This is a genomic window from Emticicia sp., from assembly GCF_043780375.1.
In the GTDB taxonomy this organism is placed as follows: Bacteria; Bacteroidota; Bacteroidia; order Cytophagales; family Spirosomataceae; genus Emticicia.
The window spans coordinates 1-22,489 of sequence record NZ_JAYWCU010000121.1 but is presented as its reverse complement, the minus strand read 5'-3'; the positions used below and the strand labels follow the sequence as shown (position 1 = coordinate 22,489).

The following is a 22,489-nucleotide window of genomic DNA, read 5'->3' as shown; positions in this document are numbered from 1 at the left end:
ACTTTATTTTACCTTTATTTCTAATCCTAATTAACTCCGTTTACCATGCTCTTGCTCCGTAACGCTCGGTCGTCTTACTATTATCATTAATCCCTAACTCCTATTTTAATTAACTCCGTTTACCATGCTATTGCTCCGTAACGCTCGGTCTATTGCTCTTTCTGTTTGGGAGTGCAAAGGTAAGAACCTTTTTTAAAAATACAATACCACCTCTGAAAATACTTATTACCCCAATTCAATGACTTCCTTAGTATCAACCTATTACAAATTATACCCAACCAAAAAATACAACAAGTTCTTCCTATTGTCCTGTAAATAAATAGCATTTAAATACTTTACCCAAAAGGAATAGGCCTGTAATGAATTAGGAAACTCGTTCTACGTTGCTACATCTTGATGATTTGCATTTCTACTCGACGATTTTGAGCTTTATCAATACGGGAGATTGGAGAATCGGGTCCCATACCTCTTACTTTAATACGATTGGATTTGATCCTTTGTTTTACAAGATATTCTTTGCAGGCTTTTGCTCTATTTAATGATAGTTCGATATTGCTGTTTCTATCACCTTCATCGGAAGTATGACCAATGATTTCGATTACCATGGTTGATGATTGCTCCATAAGTTTTTGTACTCCGTCGAGCTCGCTCATAGCAGCTGGTGTTAAAATTGCTTTTGCTTGCTCGAATTGTATGCTTTTTAAAATTATCTTTTCGCCTGTTGTTACTTTTTTGCCTCCATAATCAACCGACTTGGTGGGTGTCGGTATAATTTTCTCATCTTTTAAAACTGGTTGTTTGATTTGTTTTGGTTTTTTTGTCCATATAGTTATAGGAACTCTAATCCTAAACCATAGAGCTGCTTGTGTGAAACGCAAGGTATTTTCTCCAGCATTTGCATTATTCCTAATGAAAGTTGATTTGTCTTTTGAAAAAACAGCGGTTGGTATATGAAGTCCAACGCTTAATTCCATCGGGAAGTCGAATGAGCTTACGCCTGTAACCCCGTATTCGGGAGATATAATAATAGTACTTGTTTTTTTTGAAATACTTGTCGTCACCAAACCATTACCATTTGTTGTCAATCCTCCGCCACCTGCACCATTATCATTTTCGATTGCTTCTTTTGTATTTCCTGCATAATGAATATTGCATTGAAAAAATCGCTCGTTGTCAGTATATCTTGTGCCTATCAGTAAAGAAGTGTATTTGTAGGCAAAAATCCAGGTGCTGTATTGAGTTGTACTGGAAACTCTTACGGGGTCAGGGTCATTAAGAAGATTGATGTGCATAGCTCGGTTGATTCCAATATTGGCCGACCATGTTTTGTTTAGGCTATAATTTGCATCAATGCCTAAAGTATTAGTGATTTTATATACTTGTCGAGAGTCACCTGACGATGTAACTATTGCACCAAATATATTGTTTTTGAAATAATTGGGTCGAAGAATGAGATTACTAATGCCTCCATTAATAAAGGGTGGAACTGCCCAGCCAATACCGATGTGTGGCGAGAGCGTAATTTTTGACCTAAAAGTAGTTTGTGAAAAAACCAAAGAGTTGATAAAAACGAAAAATACTATTTTCAACAATTTCATCGTCTCTTTGGTTTATGTACTGTTTTATCCTTTAACGGATTTTACATAGCTTACTATATCATTATATATACTACTTTTATTTGCAGTATTTTGTAATACTCTTATAAACTGACTACCAATGATTGCACCTGCTGCATATTGACTGGCTTTGATGAAAGTAGCATTGTCTTTTATACCAAAACCGATGAGTCTTGGATTCTTGAGATTCATGGCATTGACACGATTGAAGTATGTTTCCATGGTGTCGGTAATGCCTGAAGTTCCACCTGTAACGCTGGCACTGCTTACCATATATATAAAGCCGTTGGAAATTTCGTCAATTCTACGAATACGAACTTCAGAGGTTTGTGGGGTAATCAGGAAAATATTGAGCAGTCCGTATTTATCAAAAGTAGCTTTATAGTCTTCATAATATTCATCCATTGGCAAGTCTGGCAGAATTACGCCATCGACTCCTACTTCTTGACATTGTTTGCAAAAGTTTTCGATGCCAAATTGTACGACTGGATTTAAATATCCCATCAGAATGATTGGCATTGTAACTTTACCTCTTATTCCTTCTAATTGTTGGAACAGCACTTTTAGGCTCATGCCGTTTTCTAAAGCAGTTTGATTTGATTGCTGAATGGTTTCGCCATCGGCAACGGGGTCGGAGTAAGGCATTCCGATTTCGGCAATGTCGGCTCCTGCTTCTTGAAGGGCTTCCAAAACTATTGTTGTATCGTTTAGATTTGGAAAACCTGCGGTGAAGTATAGATTTAGTACGTTATTGGGCTTTTCCAAGAAAAGCTTGGTAATTCTGTTCATGATTTTGAGGTAAGCTATTGTTTTGAAAAGACTATGTTTTATGGCGAACCAGTGATTCGCTCCACATTTATTTTCCTGCCCAATAGTCAAGTACCAGAACTTTATCGAGATGTGGCCCTAAAACTGCTCCGAAGGCTTTGTGTGCTGGGTGTGGCAAATATACGGCACGGCCTTCTTCTGATTTGAAAGTTAGAAAAAAGAGGTGTGTAAAACCTTGATTAAGATTTTCTGGGCTATTGTTTGTTCCCCATTCTATACTTTGAATTTCTTTGATTTTACTTGGTAAAGCTCTGAAAGCATCTTCTACTTTCTTAATATCTTCGGGAGAACTTGTGTCCTTGAATTTGAATAATACAGCGTGACGTAACATTTTGGTTGGTTGTTTTTTGGTTTGTGCATTTGACATGAATGAAACTGACACGATGGCAATGGCTAAAAGGAGGATTTTCATTTATTTTGCTTTGTTTAAAAGGTTGATTAATAGTATTTAAACTACATTTTATCATTTGAGTTTCTGACGGAATAGAAAATTAGTCGTACTACAAATACTTCATATAGGTATCTAAGTCTTTATCGCCTCTCCCTGAGAGATTGATAACAACTGTCTCATTTTCAGCCGCTTTCAAATATGGCAATACTGCCAAAGCATGAGCAGACTCTATTGCTGGAATAATTCCTTCGAGTTTTGAAAGTTCAAAGCCTGCTTTAATTGATTCGTCATCGGTGATAGCAAAGAATTTTGCTCTGCCTGAATCCCACAAGTGGGCGTGCATTGGCCCAATTCCTGGATAATCAAGTCCTGCCGAAATTGAGTGTGGTTCTACTACCTGTCCATCCTCAGTTTGCATCAAAATACTTTTGCTCCCGTGTAAAACACCCATTTTTCCTAAAAAAGTTGTTGCGGCAGACATTCCAGAGTTAATTCCGTGTCCACCAGCTTCTGCTGCAATTAGTTGAACATTGGGTTCGTCAAGATAATGATAAAAAGCCCCTGCTGCATTTGAACCTCCACCTACGCAAGCGATTACGTAATCTGGGTTTTCAGAACCTGTTTTTTCAAGTAACTGCCAACGAATTTCTTCAGAAATAATTGATTGGAAACGAGCAACCATATCAGGATATGGATGCGGACCAACTACCGAACCTATAATATAATGGGTATCAACTGGATTATTTATCCAATGACGCATAGCTTCGTTAGTGGCATCTTTGAGGGTTTTTGAACCACTCTTAGCTGGGCGAACTTCAGCCCCTAACATTTTCATACGAGCCACATTTGGTGCTTGCCGTTTGATGTCGATTTCACCCATGTAAACGATACATTCCAAACCCATCAATGCACAAACTGTTGCGGTTGCTACGCCATGTTGCCCTGCTCCTGTTTCAGCTACAATTTTATGTTTGCCGAGTTTTTGGGCAAGTAAAATTTGGCCGATAGTATTATTTACTTTGTGAGCCCCAGTATGACACAAATCTTCACGTTTTAAATAAACATTAGTTTTGTATTTTTCCGATAAGCGATTGGCAAAATAAAGGGGCGTTGGACGACCAACATAGTCTTTCAGCAAAGCATGATATTCGGTTTGAAAGGCTGGTTGATAAATAATATCAAGGTAATTTTGCTGTAATTCTTCGATATTGGGAAATAGCATTTCAGGAATATATGCTCCACCAAACTTTCCATAATAGCCTTTTGAATTTACTGCGTAACGGTTCGCCGTCCGAGCCGATTGTTCTAAAGTTGTCATTTTTTTTATGCTTCTACAGCTTCTGATTTAAGTTTGGACATTAATTCACTTAGCTTTTCAATATCTTTCATTGCTGGCGAAATCTCGAATTTGCTATTTACGTCCACCACGTAAGGTCTTGGAATGATATTCTCAAAATCTTCCATATTCTCAAGACTAACTCCTCCTGCTAAAAAATAAGGCTTTTCGTTGTCATATTTTTTCAAGATATCCCAATCGAATGCAATTCCATTCCCGCCATAACCGTCGCCTTTAGCATCAAACAAAAAGAAATCTACGTGTGGCTTGTAATTATTTAACTGACTGAATATAAAAGAGTTATCAATTCTGAAGGCCTTGATAATATTGACTCCTTTAAATTTAAGATTTCTACAAAAATCGGGCATTTCATTGCCATGAAGCTGCACGTAATGGAGTCCATATTTCCTCACATTTTGCAAAATATAATCAATGTTTGCATTGACAAAAACACCTACTTTTTTTATTTCTCGTGGCAAAGAATTAACGACGTCTAACAGCTCATCGCTCGAATCATTACCTACAAAACGTGGTGATTTGTCATAAAAAATAAAACCAATAAAATCTGGTTTCAACTCACTTAGTGCTTTGATGTTCTCGACATCACGCATTCCACATACTTTTATTTTCATACAAAAACGCCTGCCCCCACAGGAGAGATTATTATAGTTTCATACTTGGGGTAATAGTATGATTTTTAGCAAAAGATATAAAAAACCACCAAAATTAATACTTTTTCTTAGATTTTAGCAATAAACTCAGCAAGTTTTGTACCTGGATTATTGTCTTTCATAAAAATTTCTCCAATTAAAAACCCTTTATAACCTGCCAATTTTAATAAATTGATGGTTTCGGGTTGACTAATACAGCTTTCCGAGATTTTTATAATGTTTTCAGGAATCTTATCAGCCAATGACAAAGAAGCATTGACATTATTTTCGGCAAAGTTTTTCAAGTTTCGGTTATTTACCCCAATTATATCAACATTCTCTAAAGGACTTCTGTCTAATTCTTCTTGGTCGTGAATTTCGAGCAGCACTTCCATGCCTAAATCGTGGGCTTTCTTACTAAAATCTTTTATTTGAGTTGGCGAAAGACAAGCACAAATGAGCAAAATCACATCGGCTCCCCATGCTTTAGCTTCATAGATTTGGTATTCGTCAATCATAAAATCTTTTCGCAAAATAGGTATTGTTGGATTTGCTGTACGGGCTTTCAGTAAATCTTCTTTTGTTCCTCCAAAAAATTCAAAATCTGTCAAAACCGAAAGACAAGCTGCTCCTGCTTGGGCATAGCCTTGTGTAATTTCTTCGACCGAAAATTGATTATAGTTCGCCTCCCGATTAATCACTCCTTTTGATGGCGATTTTCGCTTATGTTCGGCAATAATCCCTGTTGAGTTTTCTGACAAAAGATTAACAACAAGAGAATTGGTTTTTCTTAAAAAAAAGTCGCTTTTTTCTAAATCTTTTATTGAAATCTCAGCTTTTGCTGCTGCAACTTCGATTGCTTTATGGGCTGTTATATTATCTAAAATGGTCATAATTAATGAGTGAATGATAGAATGAAAAAGTTTATTCTTTCACTCTATCATTAGTTTTATTCTATTAATTTTTTCATGCAATTTAATGCTTTTCCGCTCAATAATGAGTCTTTTGCTTGATCAATGCCCTCTTCAACATTTATATCTTTAGCAATACTTAAAGCCAAACCTGCATTTGCTAAAACTACATTGGTTTGTGCTTCAGTGGCTTCATTTTTTAATACATTTAATAAAATTGCTGCCGATTCTTCAATTGTTCCTCCTCCGTAAATGTCTGATTGCTGTTGTAGTATAAAACCGAAACTTTTGGAAGAAATAATACTTTTCTCTTTATTGATATGTGTCGAAATCTGAAAATCTTCTGTGAGCGAAATCTCATCATAGCCTCCTAAATCATATATTATTCCAAATTTTGCGGAAGTTCTACTAAATAATTGGGTATATAAATCAAAAATTGCCAAGTTATAAACGCCCGAAAACTGTTTTTGAACTTTTGCAGGATTGAGCAATGGTCCTAAAATATTAAAAAACGTTTTCATGCCTAATTCTTTGCGAATCGGGCCGACGAATTTCATGGCTGGATGAAAAAGTGGTGCGTGCATATAGCAAATACCCGCTGTTTCGAGTTTTTGTTTTAAATAACTTTCGTCATTAGTAAATTTTACGCCTAAATATTCTAAAACTGTACTTGACCCAACTGCCGACGAAACACCATGGTTGCCATGTTTGGCAATATTTTGACCCGCCCCCGCAATCACAAAAGCCGAAGTTGTTGAAATATTAAAAGTATCTTTGCCGTCTCCGCCCGTGCCAACAATATCCATCGCATCAAACTCCGACAAGTCTATTTTCACAGCCAACTCAAGCATCGCCTCACGAAAACCTTCAAGTTCATCGACGGTAATCCCTTTTTGCTGAATTCCCATCAAAAAAGCTGCAATTTGAGAATTATTGGCTTCGCCTTGACCGATTTTCAAAAGGGCTTCTTTACTCTCATTTATTGTGAGAGATTTTCCGTCAAGAAGTTGATTGAGGTGTATTTTCATTCTAAACTATTTTAAACTGATTTTTTGATTTAAATGATTTTGGGGAAATCGTATTGTGAACTTATTATTGGAACTTAATTCTACAAGAAAGACGAATACAATACGTCCCTACGATTTCATCCAATTTTCTACTATTTTCACACCGTGTTGGGTCAAATATGCTTCTGGATGAAATTGTACGCCACGCACATCAAATTTTTGGTGAGCTTCTGCCATTACGTAGCCTTTTTCGTCGATGGCTGTGATTTTCAAATCGGTAGGCATGGTTTCGGGAAGAACTGTCCATGAGTGATAGCGGCAAACTTCTATTTCTGATGGAATACCTTGAAAAAGAATTTCATTCGGGTCGGTTATCAAACAATTGGTTGTAACTCCGTGAAGGACATCCCCCATATTATGCAATTTTGCACCGAAAGCCTCTCCAATTGCCTGATGCCCCAAACATACGCCAAAAATAGACTTTGTAGGAGCATAATATTTTATCAAATCAAGCATAATTCCAGCTTCTTCGGGAATACCGGGACCTGGCGAAAGTAAGATTTTATCATATTTTTCGACCGCCTCCAATGTGATTTTATCATTTCTAAAAACGTCCACATCTCCGCCTAATTCTTTCAAAATATAGACTAAATTGTAAACAAATGAATCGTAATTATCGAGAACTAAAATTTTCATATTATTTGTATTTATTTTTGTTTGGTGCGTTAGCATCGAAGTCAAATCTCCTCCGCCATTTCAATAGCCTTTCTCAAAGCTGCCAATTTCAAATGTATTTCTTTCATTTCTAATTCAACGTCCGACTTAGCAACTACGCCCATACCTGCTTGATAAAAAAGTGTATTGTTTTTACTCAAAAAAGTACGAATCGCAATGGCATGGTTGAAATTTCCTTTGAAATCCATGAAACCAATAGCTCCGCCATAAATGCTGCGATTGGTTGGTTCATATTTATTAATAATCGTCATGGCATTGTGTTTCGGAGCTCCCGAAAGGGTTCCTGCGGGAAAAGTATCTGCCACTAACTGCAAAGGATTTGTACCTTCGTGCATTTTGCCTGTAACTTTCGACACTAAATGAATGACGTGGCTATAAAACTGCACTTCTTTAAATGTTTCTACTTTTACATTTTCGGCACTGCGTGAAAGGTCATTTCTTGCCAAATCTACGAGCATCACGTGTTCAGCACATTCTTTGGGGTCGGCAAGAAGTTGGCGAGCTAATTCTGCATCATGTTCGTCGTCACCTGTACGTCTGATAGTTCCTGCAATGGGATGAATCTCAGCCTGACCATCTTTAATAAGAATTTGTTTTTCGGGCGAAGAACCAAAAATATGGTAATCTCCCCCATCAAAATAAAATAAATACGGAGAAGGATTGATAGAACGCAAAGCTCGATAAACATTGAAATCATCGCCTTCAAATTTCTTTGAAAATCTACGAGAAGGTACTATCTGAAACACATCGCCACGCAAACAGTGACCAATACATTTGTTGACAATTACTCGCATATCGTCATCTTCTATATTACTAACTTCCTGACTATCAGCCTTAAACTTGGCATTAGTCATTTTTGGATTTCTTACAAAAAACTCTAAAGTTTCTAAACCATCGACCAAAAACTTAGGTTCTTGACCTTCGGGAGTATAAGTATGCTCAAAAATAAAAAGCTCATTTTTGAAATGATTGATGGCAATTACATAGCGATAAACTCGGTATAATATTTGTGGAATTGCAGTTTCTGCACTTTTTTCTTGAATCTCAATATCTTCAAAATACTCAACTGAGTCGTAAGTAATATGCCCGAAAAGTCCGTTGGTAATGAAGGGGAATTCATTTTTAGGATTTTCAAATCTTTCAGCAAATTCTTGTAAAACTTTTACACCATCTTTTCTGTTTTTCAAAGGAAACGTTTCTGCTTTTCCGTCAGGAAATTTTTGTGTAACCACAGTGCGACCGTCCGAGTCCTTATCTAATTGAAAACTTGCCACTTCGTCGCAGGCAATATAGCTAAAACTATTGTGCATTGCCTGATAATCGGCACTTTCGAGAATAACCGATTTGGGATATTGACCACGCAAACGCATATAAATGCCTACTGGTGTGAGCGTATCGGCAAGAAGACGTTTATGACGAGTTGAGATTTTATACTTTTGCATTTCTGAATTTGAATTATAAGAATTGAGACAAAATAAAAAGCGGCTTACCGTTATGAACAGTAAGCCGCTTCGCTTGATACTTGTATGTTTTTTTACATAGCAAATCTGTTCATTCTATTTGAGTAGAACGCCACCACCAGATTTTTGCTATGTTTCCTTGTTGAGTCATTTTTATATTTATTAACAACTAAAAAAGTTGTTGTACTGATGCAAATGTAAGAGTTGATTTGAGAAAACAAAATTATTTTTTTTAAATAATTTTTTCAAAGAAAACGACAATTCATATAAATACCTAGTAATCAATTACTTACGAGCAATTGTTTTTCAAGAAATTTACTAAAATTTTGAACGGTCTACAAACCCGTCGTACAGAAAATCAATCAACTGGGCTTCCAAATTGAAATGAAACTTCTTTTACCAAACTTGAAGCATTAAAATAAAGTATCATCGAACGAGCTTGAGTAGCATTTTGAATACTTTCGCATTGAGGTCCTTTTTCTAAAAAAAATACAAATATTTTTTCGTTTCTACGGCTTAAAATCTGGAAGTCATATCGACCCAAAGTTTCATATATTTGATTTTCAGTTAAACCCAATATTTTTGGTCTGATTGTTTTTAATTCTTCAATCAAATTTACTCGTTTTCCTTCGCATCCTCCCCTATCTGTTTTGAAACTTTGTAAATCAAATTTTCCGAAATCTACTTTTTTATCTCGACAAGATGCTAAAGATAAAAAGCTTATTATTAGTATTTTACGCATAGTTATTGTTAGTTTTACCTCAACCCAAAGCCCGCCGTACGACAATCGGTTTTAAATCTTCACTTCCATCATTTGTTTTTCTAAACGACTTTTTTCTGCCATGAAACCCATTACGTGGCTTTCGATTGAAGCCTCGATTGTTGATGTCAAAAGCTCAGGTTTGTTTTGAGCTACTGCTTGCACAAAGTTACGAGCCAAACCATAATCTCCGCCACCATGCCCTGATGCTTGGTTTTTATATTCGGGTTGTTCATTTGCTTTCCAACTCGTTGTTTCTTTCGTTCGGAAGTCATACGTTTGAATTTGATTCATATCTCCCCAAACTTCACCGTGCGAAAACATTAAGCGAGTCTTACGATGCTCGAAAGATGTAAACGCCTCCATGGCAAAACTAACAGTTGTTCCGCCTTCAAACTCCATCGAAGTTGTATAATGATCTGGTTGGTCGTTGTCCATTCTATAAACGCATCTACCATACTGAGATGTTTTCAATTTTTCATAAATTTCTTCGCTTTGCTTGCTTAAATCATCGGTTACATCCAAAACATTGATGCGTTGCTTTTCTTTTTGATAAATCCTGATTGCTGAAAATGGACATTCTGCTTCTACTTTACAACCATCGGTGCATCGGTCGGTGCTGCCTTCGGGAGCATTTTCACGCTTAAACCACGTGAGTGAGCCATACGCCGAAATGCTTTTGCAAGGTTTACCAATAATCCAACGCAAAATGTCAAGGTCATGGCAAGATTTTGCTAAAATTATCGGATTTGTATCTTTCGATACATGCCAATTGCCTCGCACATACGAATGAGCCATGTGTGCATATTCAACACCTTCGAGGTGATTGACACTTATTAATTTGCCAAATTGTCCACTTCCCGAAATTTCTTTGAGTTTTTTGAAATAAGGTGTATAACGTAGCACATGACAAACAGCAATGATTGCCTTAGTTTTCTTAGACATTGCCATAATATCCAAACATTCTTGCATTGATGGCGAAATTGGTTTTTCGAGCAAAACATTATAACCCATTTCGAGGGCTTTCATGGCTGGCCCATAATGTAACCAATCTGGTGTAGAAATGATGATTGCATCAGCAAATTTGGGTACTTTGAAAACATCTTCCCAAGTTTTGAAACGATTTTTATCTTCAATATTATGAGATTTTGCAAAACGGTCATTCCGAAACAAAATCGGTTCGGCAACGCCAACCATATCCAATTCATTGGGAAAAGCCAATGAAAAGCGTCCGTAAACATTTCCACGATTGCCAGCTCCCAACACAATTGCAGTTACTGGTCTTTCTAATGAAATATACCTGTCATCTTCTTGAACGCTAACTATCTGATTATCAGCATCATTAGCAAAAGTTTCGGTATTTAAGAACGACAAACTACCTGCTGTAAGTCCAAATGTTTTGAGGAGGTTTCTTCTTGAAATGTTATCCATTATATGAGGCTGAATGTTTTTGAAGTATATTTATTTACAAATATAACATAAACGCTAAAATTTATGCTGATGTCTGAAAATTTCCAAAAAAACAATCCACCTTAATGCGTATCTTGCTTGTTTTAGCCCCAATAATTGAAGAAATTTGAACCTGCTTAGCATTAGTCCCGAAATACAAAACATATTGAACAAAGTCCATTATTTGGTAGTCTTGGTACTTCTAGATTGGTTCGAGTTTGGTTTATAAGAAGGAGAAGAAGAAAAATGGGCTAAATAAATGCTACTATTGCAATGTGTATCAGTTAGTCTGAACAAGGATTTATGCGATAAACCCCTACTTTAATTCCCAAACAATTAGCTTCATAACTTTTACCCTTCCATTACTAAAAATTTGCCAGTCGGTGGTATTTTCTTTGGGGAAAACCCGACTCATTACTGAGGCTTCTCCATCATTTCCGAAAACTTCAACCGAAGTTTTATCGACAAAAACGTGCATCTTTACTCTGCCTCTATCTATTTTCATTGGAGTTACAAACATTCCAACAACATTCACAGAATCTGCTTTGCCTATATTGAGACTATTAATAAACAAGTGCTCGCTATTGAGTTGATAACCCACTATCGCTGCTTGATTTAGTTTTTCGTTTAATAATACTTTCACCCCAAACTCGCTCGCTCCGTTAGGCTCAAATTCAATTTCAATCATGTATGACTCCGAATCATTTCGCCATGTAATTTCGTTGTTTCTCTCAATATTCAACTCTTCCATCATAACGACGCTATGCCAATTGTTATTTTGAGAAAAAAAACGAGCTTTTATTCGCTCCTTAAAATCGACAACTTCTTGACTATAAGCTGATTGACAAATGAGCAAATAGAATATACCAATTTTATACATCATAGAATTAACATTTTCGATATATACAAATTTAGTAACTTATGAGTGATAAAAAAGAGAATATTAGTAAAATGAAACTCTACAAAAACTTTAGATGTTTTAGATAAAAAAACATAAAGCTTAAAAACCATGACTGGAACATTTGAAGAATTGATTGCCTCGGAAAAACCAATTTTAATTGATTTTTTTGCAACTTGGTGTGGACCATGTAAGGCACTATCGCCTACACTTCAACAATTGGCACAAGAAGAAGGTGAAAAAATAAGAATAGTAAAAATAGACGTAGACCAAAATCCAAAATTGGCGGCAAAATACAAAGTATCGGGGGTTCCAACGCTTATATTGTTCAAGAAAAGTGAATTAAAATGGCGGAAATCGGGAGTATTATCATTACAGCAATTGAAGGCTATCGTAGAGAAATTTGCTTAAAATGAGATAATGGTTTTTCCCTTTGAAAAAAAATCTCCAAAGACAGTAAGTAACAAGTTTTGATAATCAGCACATTAAGAAATAATTTCTTTTTCCACAATGTCGGAAATGTCGGACGAAGCTTGTTCGAAAACTCGCTTAACGCCTTCAAATGCTCCGCTAACAATAGCCAATGGCAACAGCAATGGCATAAAAACGACCCATTGCATAAACATAGATGAATTGAACTTTCTCATAGGGGTTGAGTGCAAAATGCACGTTTGAGCTTAAAACACGTAATTAGTTATGAAAGCAATATCAAATAGTATACCAACATTAATTCTTTGTAAAGTTAAAAAAAATATTCTTTAAGTACAAAATGATTTGCAAAATAAATTGTTGCAATGACACATAAAAAAATCTGACCTCAAAAAGAAGTCAGATTTTCATTATCTACTATTCTTACAAAACACACATTTTTATTTTAGACCTTCTACCCAATTAAAACGGTCGCCAGGCGAGAACTTCCAGGGAGCCATGTTGTTTTCAAGATTTGAAAACATTCCGTTCCAAGAAGGAGGTGCTTGAGCTTCTTCCATAACTTTATAGCGACGCAATTGCAAGATAATATCCAACGGACTAATATTGATGGGACATTCCTGCACGCAAGCATTACAGGTTGTACAAGCTAGTATTTCTTCTTCCAAAATATAATCGCCCAAAAGTGTTTTACCATCGTCGAAATCAGCTATAGGGGCTTTCTTATCAGTTGCCAACCAACCTTTCTGAATATCTTCGAGGCGGTCACGGGTATCCATCATGATTTTACGTGGTGAAAGTAATTTGCCCGTTATATTGGCAGGGCAAGCTGAGGTACAACGCCCACATTCGGTACAACTGTAAGCATCCATTAAGTTTTTCCACGATAAATCTTTTACGTCTTTTGCTCCGAAACGGTCAAGCACCTCACCATTATCGACTGCCGCCCCCTCACCAACTGGAGAAGGGGTTTCCAATCCAAGCATAATTTTAACTTCTTTGGTAACCGTTGGCATATTCGCCATTTCTCCTTTTGGATTGAGGTTTGAAAAGTAAGTATTCGGGAAAGCCAAGAAAATATGTAGATGCTTAGAGTAAGTAACATAAGTAGCAAAAGCCATGATGCCCAAGATATGAAACCACCAAGCAGCTCGCTCATAAGCTACTAAAGAACTGGCAGAAAGTTCAGAAAATAGAGGTTTTAGAAATTGACTTACCCAAAAATTACCAGTAATGGATTCGGCGTAATGCCCAACACCTTGCTCTTGCAAAATAGTGTCAACGGCATTCATGCTCAAAAACGCCCACATCAATAAAATTTCAGTGATTAAGATAATGTTAGCATCTTTGGTAGCCCAACCTTTCATTTCTCTGTGGCGAGACTCTTGAAAACGTTGTATCTTAGTAAGGTTACGTCTTGCCAAGAAAATAACACAAACTGCCAAGACACCAAAAGCCAAGATTTCAAAAAAATTAATAAGGAAACTATAAACTTCATTGCCTAATGGGGCAAAGAATATTCGGTGCGTACCAAAAATGCCATCAATCATAATTTCCAACACTTCGATATTAATAATAATAAAACCCGCATAAATAATGAAGTGCATGAAACCAACAATTGGGCGAGAGAACATTTTTTTCTGCCCAAAAGCTACCAAAAGCATTATTTTTATTCTTTCGGAAGGATTATCAGAGCGGTCTTCTGCCCTACCCAACTGAATGGTATTTTTAATGAGCATCACTCGACGACTAATAAAATAAGCAGCCAAGCCCAATGCGGCTACAAACAAGATTTGAGACAGAATTTGCATAGTTTTGATTGGTTGAAATAATTCTGATATTCAAGCAATTTCTTCATAATAGTATGCTTGCATAACATTACAAATATCGTAAAAAAGATAGTGAAGTCAAGAGAAAAGAAAAATTTAAAGTTTTTTTTAGCGAGATGTTTGTTCTTAAAAAGTTTTTATCTAATTTTGCACTCCCAAACACAGGGAATGGTGGTGAAATCACTCTTGGTGATGTAGCTCAGTTGGTAGAGCAAAGGACTGAAAATCCTTGTGTCGGCGGTTCGATCCCGTCCATCACCACAACTAAGTCAACAATACAATACGTAACTATTTGATAATCAATTAGTTACGTATTTTTGTTTTTACTCAACTTTATTTGGGGGGCGGTTTTTAAAATTTGCTCTACATTTTCGCCAGTAAGGTATTTTTTCAAAGCACCTTCAGTTTTTTTGTAGTTTCAAACCTTTTCTTTCCTAAACAAAATACACAGATGCTTATGTAAAAGCACAGTTTGATTGCTATTGAGTTGATGTTGTTGCAGAAGAATCGCTTTTTCTTTTAGATTTGATGTTTTTCTGTCTAATCTTTTGTAGGTACGAAAAGAGCGAAAATGCAAAAATAGACCAAGTATTAAGTACCAAATTAAAGAACTTACACTTAATTGATTGGAATAAACTTTTTGGAAACGTAAACCTGCCAAGCCAGCCAACGTGCGAAGCCGCTGGGCATTGCACAAAAATACTCGTCCATTATAAATGTGGGTATCATCATAGCCAATCACACTCGCTTCGTTCGACAAAAACATATCGCTTCGCTCTGCTTCTACCCAAAGGTTTGCCATTCGTCCGCTGAAGCTGCTATTATTAGGTTTTGTCACGATTAGAATTCCACTGGGTTTCAGAATTCGAGAGATTTCTTGAAGAAGAAATTGTTGATTCGGAATATGCTCAATTGTTTCCATCAAAAGCACATAATCTGCCGAATTTGACTCTACAGAAAGCTTTTCGTTTAAATCAATGGGTAAACAAGTCAAATTTTCGCTCCTGAAAACTTCGGGATACATATCAAAAGCTTGTACTTTTGCACCTGCTTGGTGCCATAAATTAGCTACGTAGCCCGATCCCGCCGATACATCAACAACTGTTTTTTTACTGACATCGTTTTCGATAAGATAACGATGTATGAACTCTAAAGCATTACCCTTTGAATGTGGAACTCTCTTAATCTGTTCTTTATATTTCGACATATTTTTCAGGAAATATCAATGGGTCGGGTTTTAAGTTTCACTTTCCATCTATCTACCCGTTTTTTAAATTTTAATATAAAATTTTCTTCGGGGTCAGGTAATTTTCCTAAAAAAGTTGTTCCGATTTTTAAATAGTTTTTGAAGAAAGTATTACTGCTAAGTCCCCATTTTAAAATAAATTCTGTTCGACCATCATTGCGTTTTACTCTGCCAGTGCTTCGACTTCCAAAATGGTAAACTCTACTTTTACTGAGTCCTTTATAATAGCGAACGCCATAGTGCCATAATTTTATCATAAAATCGGGGTCGCTGTACATTCCTGGAAAAAACTCAACACTCAAACCGCCCACAGCTCGATAAACAAAAGTCGGTAAAACCATAGGATACCATTGACTTCCATTCCAATCGTCTTTTGGATAGGTTGCATATTCAGCAAGAAACTTCTGTTCATTAAATTCTGATGGATGAGTTCCGAAATTTTTATCGGCAATCACACACGTATTTCCTCTGTCGAAAGATTCAATCATTGTACCGCTGATAGACCATTTATCGTCTTGCTGTTTTTCTATTTCTTCGAATAAATAAAAATCCCAATTAGGACATAAATACATATCGTCATCAATAAAAACCAGATAGTCGGCAATAGCTAAATGGGAAGCAGCATTGAAACCGTAGCAAACACCTGAGTTTTGGCTACTTTTGGTGTATCCAATATCGTTTTGGCTCAAAACCCATGCTTCACTACCATCATTACCTTCGTTGATATGAACAATAATTTGGTGTTTATATTTACTATTTTTTCTGATGCTGTCAACTACACATTTCAAGTAATCAAGGTTATTCCATGACGGAATGAGAATTGAAAATATAGGAGAATAAGTTAAATCAACTCTTTTATAGATAAAATCCATTAGACTAAAGGGGCAAAATTTGCAACGAAACAGAGGCACAAAGGCATTTTCAAACAATTTTTATACTATTTTCACCAACCTTTTTTGAGTATGTGTGCAATATATTCCACGTCTTCTTCTGTAACTTTAGCATGGAGAGGCAATACTAAATATCGCTCTTCGATGGCATCCATTTTAGGAAATTCGCCTATAGTTCTTCCACCAAAAATAGTATATTTATCATTTCGATAATGCACTTGTCCCGACTCAATTCCGTGCATACGAAGATGTTTTACTAATGCTTCTCGATAATCTACTTCGGTTGTTAGTAGCCATGCCGCATGCTCTCTATCTGTGTATTCACTACCAATTACCCTTATGCCTTTTACATCTTTCAGCAACTCACAATAAAGACGATAAAGCTTTTGACGATGTGCCAGATGCTCATCAAACTCTTCGATAGCTGCAAGTCCGATGCTTGCTGCGATGTCAGTCATTTGGTACTTATAACCTATTTCTACAATATCATTTTCCCAAATACCTTTTTGTTTGCTGCTTCTATCAATGCCAAACCAACGCAAACGTTTGGCTTTTTCAACCAATGATTGGTCTTTTACGACTAACATGCCGCCATCGCCCGTAGTTATGTGCTTGATTGCTTGAAATGAAAACATCGAAAAATCACTCTGACTTCCGATATATTCGCCTTTATATTTTGCTCCAACGGCGTGTGCCGCATCTTCAATTATAGCGATATTATGTTTTGCTCCAAGCTCCCAAAGCTCATCCATATCGCAAGGAAGCCCACCATAGTGCACACAAACGATAGCTTTTGTTTTGGGTGTAATGAGTTGGGCTACGTGTTTGACATCGATGTTGAGGTTTGCGTCAATATCAGCAAAAACGATTTTAACGCCCATGTACAGAAATGGAATATTGGTTGCTGTACAAGTAAATACTGGTGCAATTACTTCGTCACCATCTTGCAAACCTGCTAATAAATAAGATAAGTGTAGTGCATCTGTGCCTGAACCTACGGCGAGGCTCTTGCAAGGTGAAGTAAATTTGTCTTCAAAGCGTTGTTCAAACTCTTCAACTCTTGGTCCTTGCCCAATCCATCGAGAGTTTAATACTTCAGTTACATATAAAGCAGCTTTAGCTGGAATATTTGGATGAAATAATACAATACCGTCTCCTGTATTCATGACAGGAAACTCATTCATCGGCTTTTCGGCTATCATAAAAATAGTTAGTTAAGGTTAGATATTCAATTTCCCAATCAATTTATGGGATTTTTTTTAACACGTTCGTATGTTGTCTATGAATTTCCACACCAAGAAGTAGCGGCTGAGAGCCGTTGGGTGTTGTCTTAATAGTGGTAAATGTTATAGATAATCAAATTTAACATATAAAGTTGAATTTTCTATAAATTTCACCATTTTATCGCTAATTTAATTTTATTAATCTACACATTTTATAGGTTAACTATAATAGTAATATCATAAAAATACCCAAATATAAATATAAGTTTGGCTCATTTGAAAAAACAAAATGACTAAAATTCAATTTAGTTTCGCATTAAAAATTGCTTCTGCTTCTGTGTCTTCATACTGAGTTATGAGACTTTTTAAATTCATTTTTAAGGTGATTATTGTTTGTTTCGGTGCTGAACTATAAATATTTTTCATTTCATTGGGATCATTTTTTAGGTCGTATAATTCCCAAAAATTGCCATCACCATAAAATCTAATGAGTTTGTATCGTTCAGTTCGTACGCCAAAATGTGGCATGACGTTATGATCCCACGGAAACTCGTAATAATGATAATAGACCGATTTTCGCCATGAAGCAGGTTTTTGATTTTTTAATATTGGAAGCAGCGATTTTCCTTGAATATCTTTTGGAATTGGAATTCCTGCTAAATCGAGAAATGTAGGGGCAAAGTCAATATTTTGAGCAAAATCGTTGATAACAGTTCCTTTTTTAATTATTTTTGGGTATCGCATCACGAGCGGCATGTGGAAAGATTCTTCATACATAAATCGTTTGTCGAACCAGCCATGTTCACCCAAATAAAAACCTTGGTCTGATGAATAAATGACCAAAGTATTTTCACTCAAACCTGCCTTGTCCAAATAATCTAAAATTTTGCCAATGTTTCTATCCAATGAAGTAATACAAGCCAAATAATCGTGCATGTAGCGTTGAAACTTCCATTCATCAAGGGCTTTTCCACTAAGGTTTTGTTGCTTAAACTGTTCGTTTAAAGGCTCATAATATGCATCCCAAGCCTTCGCTTGAGCAGCATTCATCCGTTTGGTATGTAGTTCTGTGCCGTTTTTGACCTTCAAATCTGAATCTAAAGTTTGGTCAACAACGATATTCATTTTTTGCTTTTGGGCAGCAATTCTACCTTCATAACTATCATAAAAATTTTCTGGCATCTTGAATTTTACACCATCGAAAGCATGAAAATCAGTAGAATCTGGCAGCCAAGGGCGGTGCGGTGCTTTTTGTCCCACAACCAAACAAAAAGGCTTTGAGGAATCATGCTGATTTTGAAGCCAATTCAACGCTCGGTCGGCAATCAAATTTGTAGCATAACCTTCATATCGCTTGGTTTTGCCGTCCATTTCGATAAAATCAGGGTTATAATATTGCCCTTGTCCAGGTAAAACTGACCAATAATCAAAATATTGTGGTGTAGCTTCCAAATGCCATTTACCAATCCAACTTGTTTCGTATCCTGCTTCTTGCATGCGTTTTGGAAACATATCTTGACCTGCATCAAACTTGGTTCGATTATCTTTATGCCCATTAATATGACTAAACTTTCCTGTCAGCAAAGTTGCTCGGCTTGGAGCACAAAGCGAATTTGTACAGAACATATTCTTAAAAATTGCCCCATCTTTAGCAATTCGGTCAATATTAGGCGTTTTGATATGTGGGCTACCGTAAGCACTGATGGCTTGCAAAGCATGGTCATCGGAAAAAATTACAAGAATATTAGGTTTCTTAGGTGTACTTGACTTTTGAGCAAAAGTGTTGGCTATAACAGCAAAAAACAGTAAAATGATTAGGTATTGTTGTTGGTTTTTCATGTTTTTTAATTGGGTTTTTGTGGTTTTATCAAAATCGAATTTTGTTAAACTAAGTCTTTCTTTTCTTCTTTTTTGCTGAAGGAAAAAGTACATTATTCAAGATAAGTCTATATCCAGGCGAGTGAGGGAATAAATTGAGGTCGGTGGGCGTTCTATGAAAACCTTTTCGTCCTTCGGGGTCATGCCCGCCATAAAAAACCCATTGTCCAAGCCCCAACTCTCCATAAATATATCTATTCGATTCTTTACTTTCTCCCATTACTAGTACGTTTGGTTTTACGATACTTTTATTGAAAGCCGTAGTTTGTCCCATAAATTCTCGAATCAAATGTTCGTGATTTTGTGTTAGCATCGCAGGAATAAAATCCCATTTTGCCGAAAAATCAAATAAATCGAAATAGCCAGTTACCTCCTCATCAAATCTTCCTGACGAAATATTTATATCTGAAAATGACATGGAATTATAGCCGTATCCTTCATTATCATTGAGAAAAAGCGTAAAATCTTCGAAGGCTAGTGTTTTACTAAAATCTAATTTTGATTGAGCATTACGGTCAATGTCATCTCCATCGAAACGGCTACTTACGATATCTGTTCCTTCGGCAGACAAGGCTATGTCGAGTGTTTCGGCCCCCGAACACATGGCAAACAAAAATCCGCCACCCATACAAAACGCTTTGATTGATTTGGCAACATCTAATTTTAGTTGGGAAACTTTTGAGTATTTAAATCGTGCGGCTATGTCTTCTTGAGCTTTTATGTCTTTGGCACTCATTCGCCTCATATTTCGACCAAATTGCCCTGTAAAATCTTCGTGGTGAAGGTGCAACCAGTCGTATTTATCTAAATCGCCTCTTAAAATTTCTTCGTCATACACTATCTCAAAAGGGATTTCGGCATATCGTAGCACTAAAAGTACCGCATCGGTATCTTCAAAAGACGAAAGACTCACTTTTGAAGGCGTATAAACGGCTATTTTGGCAGCTTTATAGAGTCGCATTATTTCCATATTTACATCTGGATTGGAAATCTCTCTGTTTAATACTTGCACAGCAGCATCAGAAATAATTTCAAATGAAACCCCTCGAACCAAACATTCTTTTTGAATATTTGACGAGTATTCCATCAAAAAACTCCCACCTCGATAATTGAGCAACCAATCTATTTCGGTGTTTGATTTTAGCGTAGTATAGGCAATTCCGTAAGCTTTCAGATGATTGGTTTGGGCATCATCCATCGGTATCAAGATGGAGTTGGCAAAAGTTTGCCACGAAACCAAGAGAAGAATCAAGTGCAAAAATCTATTAAACATGGCTCAGAGGTTTAGAATTTAATCAAATATACATAGAATATTTGCGATTTTAGACGTGGTCGCTCGTGCAATTACTATTTTACGAAAACAATTATAATTTCTTGATAAAATTTTAAACTCTTCTCCCCGCCTCACTTTCATTAATTAATTTTTGCATTCGGCTAATTTTTGTTACTTCTTGCTTGGCACTCATTACCCAATGAATGGCTACTTTTTTGTAGGAAGGGGCTTGTGATTGAAAGAATGTCCATGCTTGATTATTTTCTTGAAATTGTTTTTCAAAAGTTGCATCAAGCAATGCTGGTTCTTTTTCGTAAGCATAAATTTTAGATTTATGCTCTTGTCTTTTTGCAAAAGCTACAAAACCCGCTGTTTGCATGAGTCCTTGTTTGGTAAGGTCTTCTATTTTTTGAATATTAATGGCACTCCAAATACTTGATGGTCTTCTGGGTGTAAATCGAACACAATAACTTTCACTGTCAATCTTATTTCTGACACCATCTATCCAGCCAAAGCAAAGAGCTTGGTCAACCGATTGCGGCCATGTTACGCTTGGTTTTTTAGTCTCAATTCTATAAAAACCTACCAACAATTCGGTTTCATTTGCATGGTTTTCTTCCAACCATTGTCTAAAATCATCTTGATTGGCGAAAAACTTTGCTTTCATTTAAAAAAATATTTTTGTTAATATGCTAATAATAAGCATTCTACCCTCTTAATTTTGCTTTTTTACCCTCTCAATGAAGTTCTATTTCTCCTCCATTGGCTACTCTGTAAATTGCCAACTGCGGGCTGCGAACTGTTATTTTCTTGTTTATTTTTCAATAATTTACTTGCCAAAACTGCCGCAATTGCGAGTTCAGTTTTGTCAATTTCTTTGTGTAAAACTTCAGGTGTAAAATATAAACCAACGAAACGAGTATCAAATTTTCCTGTAACAAATGCATCGTGTTGCAAAGCAAATTTACAGAAAGGAAGAGTTGTTGCCACGCCCGTAATTTTAAATTCGTCAATTGCTCGAATCATCTTTTCGATTGCTTCATTTCTATCTTTTCCGTAGGCAATCAATTTTGCAATCATTGGGTCATAATAAATCGAAATTTCCATGCCTTCTTCTATGCCGTCATCAACTCTCACACCATTACCTTGCGGACGAATGTAGGTTTGTAATTTCCCGACATCGGGCAAGAAATTATTCATTGGATCTTCGGCACAAACCCTTACTTCAATAGCATGACCATTAATTTTCAAATCTTCTTGTTTCATACTCAAAGGTTTTCCTTCGGCAACAAAAATCATTTCTTTTACTAAGTCAACGCCCGTAATCATTTCTGTAACAGGATGTTCTACTTGTAAACGAGCATTCATTTCGAGAAAATAAAAATCTAAATTCTCATCTACTATAAATTCAACTGTACCTGCTCCATAATAATTACAAGCTTTTGCAACCATGACCGCACATTGCCCCATTGCCTCACGAATTTCGTGAGTTAGCACTGCCGAAGGTGCTTCTTCGATAACCTTTTGATGTCGTCGCTGGATTGAACATTCTCGCTCAAAAAAATGAACAACATTCCCATGTTTATCACCAACGATTTGAATTTCGATGTGTTTGGGTTTTGTGATATATTTTTCGATGAAACAAGCACCATTGCCAAATGATGAAATAGCTTCACCAAC

21 protein-coding genes, 1 tRNA gene and 1 pseudogene are annotated in these 22,489 nt (G+C 36.3%); 2 read left to right on the top strand and 21 right to left on the bottom strand.

The window, feature by feature from the left end; genetic code table 11:
• Nucleotides 1–386: 386 nt before the first annotated feature.
• From ACH2CJ_RS09775 to ACH2CJ_RS09720, 12 genes are all read right to left on the bottom strand, one after another.
• Nucleotides 387–1,598, bottom strand: coding sequence for an OmpA family protein (locus tag ACH2CJ_RS09775; protein WP_394992466.1), 1,212 nt, complete (start codon nt 1,596–1,598; stop codon nt 387–389).
• 24 nt (nt 1,599–1,622) lie between these two features.
• Entirely contained in the window at nt 1,623–2,405 is a 783-nt protein-coding gene (trpA, locus tag ACH2CJ_RS09770) for a tryptophan synthase subunit alpha (RefSeq protein WP_394992464.1), read from the bottom strand.
• 67 nt (nt 2,406–2,472) lie between these two features.
• Nucleotides 2,473–2,856, bottom strand: coding sequence for a Dabb family protein (locus ACH2CJ_RS09765; protein WP_394992463.1), 384 nt, complete (start codon nt 2,854–2,856; stop codon nt 2,473–2,475).
• Between the two features lie 88 nt (nt 2,857–2,944).
• Nucleotides 2,945–4,153, bottom strand: a complete 1,209-nt coding sequence (gene trpB / locus ACH2CJ_RS09760) for a tryptophan synthase subunit beta (RefSeq protein ID WP_394992461.1) — start codon at nt 4,151–4,153, stop codon at nt 2,945–2,947.
• 5 nt (nt 4,154–4,158) lie between these two features.
• Nucleotides 4,159–4,803 (bottom strand): phosphoribosylanthranilate isomerase, encoded by a 645-nt coding sequence (locus tag ACH2CJ_RS09755; protein ID WP_394992459.1) that lies wholly within the window; start codon nt 4,801–4,803, stop codon nt 4,159–4,161.
• 107 nt (nt 4,804–4,910) lie between these two features.
• Complete coding sequence (gene trpC / locus ACH2CJ_RS09750) at nt 4,911–5,714, bottom strand: indole-3-glycerol phosphate synthase TrpC (RefSeq protein WP_394992458.1); 804 nt, start codon at nt 5,712–5,714, stop codon at nt 4,911–4,913.
• A 56-nt stretch (nt 5,715–5,770) separates the two neighbouring features.
• Entirely contained in the window at nt 5,771–6,760 is a 990-nt protein-coding gene (gene trpD / locus ACH2CJ_RS09745; RefSeq protein WP_394992456.1) for an anthranilate phosphoribosyltransferase, read from the bottom strand.
• Nucleotides 6,761–6,868: 108 nt separating this feature from the next.
• The gene (locus tag ACH2CJ_RS09740; protein ID WP_394992455.1) at nt 6,869–7,435 is read right to left on the bottom strand and encodes an anthranilate synthase component II; all 567 of its coding nucleotides are present in this window, start codon (nt 7,433–7,435) and stop codon (nt 6,869–6,871) included.
• Nucleotides 7,436–7,476: 41 nt separating this feature from the next.
• Nucleotides 7,477–8,916: an anthranilate synthase component I family protein gene (locus ACH2CJ_RS09735; protein ID WP_394992453.1), complete on the bottom strand. Its 1,440-nt coding sequence runs from the start codon at nt 8,914–8,916 to the stop codon at nt 7,477–7,479.
• A gap of 376 nt (nt 8,917–9,292) precedes the next feature.
• On the bottom strand, nt 9,293–9,676 hold the full coding sequence (locus tag ACH2CJ_RS09730; RefSeq protein WP_394992452.1) for a hypothetical protein: 384 nt from the start codon (nt 9,674–9,676) through the stop codon (nt 9,293–9,295).
• 51 nt (nt 9,677–9,727) lie between these two features.
• Nucleotides 9,728–11,125 (bottom strand): Gfo/Idh/MocA family protein, encoded by a 1,398-nt coding sequence (locus ACH2CJ_RS09725; RefSeq protein WP_394992450.1) that lies wholly within the window; start codon nt 11,123–11,125, stop codon nt 9,728–9,730.
• A 334-nt stretch (nt 11,126–11,459) separates the two neighbouring features.
• Nucleotides 11,460–12,026 (bottom strand): GH32 C-terminal domain-containing protein, encoded by a 567-nt coding sequence (locus tag ACH2CJ_RS09720; RefSeq protein ID WP_394992448.1) that lies wholly within the window; start codon nt 12,024–12,026, stop codon nt 11,460–11,462.
• 126 nt (nt 12,027–12,152) lie between these two features.
• Between ACH2CJ_RS09720 and trxA the strand changes: the two genes are divergently transcribed.
• The gene (gene trxA / locus ACH2CJ_RS09715; RefSeq protein WP_394992446.1) at nt 12,153–12,452 is read left to right on the top strand and encodes a thioredoxin; all 300 of its coding nucleotides are present in this window, start codon (nt 12,153–12,155) and stop codon (nt 12,450–12,452) included.
• Between the two features lie 74 nt (nt 12,453–12,526).
• On the opposite strand, the gene ACH2CJ_RS09710 is transcribed toward trxA, so the two are convergent.
• Both ACH2CJ_RS09710 and ACH2CJ_RS09705 read right to left on the bottom strand, forming a co-directional pair.
• Nucleotides 12,527–12,688, bottom strand: coding sequence for a hypothetical protein (locus ACH2CJ_RS09710; RefSeq protein WP_394992445.1), 162 nt, complete (start codon nt 12,686–12,688; stop codon nt 12,527–12,529).
• Between the two features lie 222 nt (nt 12,689–12,910).
• On the bottom strand, nt 12,911–14,281 hold the full coding sequence (locus ACH2CJ_RS09705; RefSeq protein WP_394992443.1) for a 4Fe-4S dicluster domain-containing protein: 1,371 nt from the start codon (nt 14,279–14,281) through the stop codon (nt 12,911–12,913).
• Between the two features lie 206 nt (nt 14,282–14,487).
• Between ACH2CJ_RS09705 and ACH2CJ_RS09700 the strand changes: the two genes are divergently transcribed.
• Nucleotides 14,488–14,560: transfer RNA gene (locus ACH2CJ_RS09700), tRNA-Phe, on the top strand.
• A gap of 157 nt (nt 14,561–14,717) precedes the next feature.
• Here the strand turns inward: ACH2CJ_RS09700 and ACH2CJ_RS09695 are convergent.
• From ACH2CJ_RS09695 to ACH2CJ_RS09665, 7 genes and pseudogenes are all read right to left on the bottom strand, one after another.
• Nucleotides 14,718–15,506 carry a class I SAM-dependent methyltransferase gene (locus tag ACH2CJ_RS09695; protein WP_394992441.1) on the bottom strand — a complete coding sequence of 263 codons (789 nt, stop codon included), beginning with the start codon at nt 15,504–15,506 and terminating at the stop codon, nt 14,718–14,720.
• Between the two features lie 5 nt (nt 15,507–15,511).
• A complete protein-coding gene (locus ACH2CJ_RS09690) occupies nt 15,512–16,417 on the bottom strand; it encodes a glycosyltransferase family 2 protein (RefSeq protein ID WP_394992439.1) in 906 nt (301 codons plus the stop codon).
• A gap of 71 nt (nt 16,418–16,488) precedes the next feature.
• Nucleotides 16,489–17,637: a DegT/DnrJ/EryC1/StrS family aminotransferase gene (locus tag ACH2CJ_RS09685; protein WP_394992437.1), complete on the bottom strand. Its 1,149-nt coding sequence runs from the start codon at nt 17,635–17,637 to the stop codon at nt 16,489–16,491.
• A gap of 321 nt (nt 17,638–17,958) precedes the next feature.
• Nucleotides 17,959–19,497 (bottom strand): sulfatase, encoded by a 1,539-nt coding sequence (locus ACH2CJ_RS09680; RefSeq protein ID WP_394992435.1) that lies wholly within the window; start codon nt 19,495–19,497, stop codon nt 17,959–17,961.
• A gap of 49 nt (nt 19,498–19,546) precedes the next feature.
• On the bottom strand, nt 19,547–20,809 hold the full coding sequence (locus tag ACH2CJ_RS09675) for an asparagine synthetase B (RefSeq protein WP_394992433.1): 1,263 nt from the start codon (nt 20,807–20,809) through the stop codon (nt 19,547–19,549).
• A gap of 112 nt (nt 20,810–20,921) precedes the next feature.
• The gene (locus ACH2CJ_RS09670; RefSeq protein ID WP_394992432.1) at nt 20,922–21,476 is read right to left on the bottom strand and encodes a YdeI family protein; all 555 of its coding nucleotides are present in this window, start codon (nt 21,474–21,476) and stop codon (nt 20,922–20,924) included.
• A 62-nt stretch (nt 21,477–21,538) separates the two neighbouring features.
• Nucleotides 21,539–22,489, bottom strand: a pseudogene (locus tag ACH2CJ_RS09665) (biotin carboxylase); the annotation flags it as partial.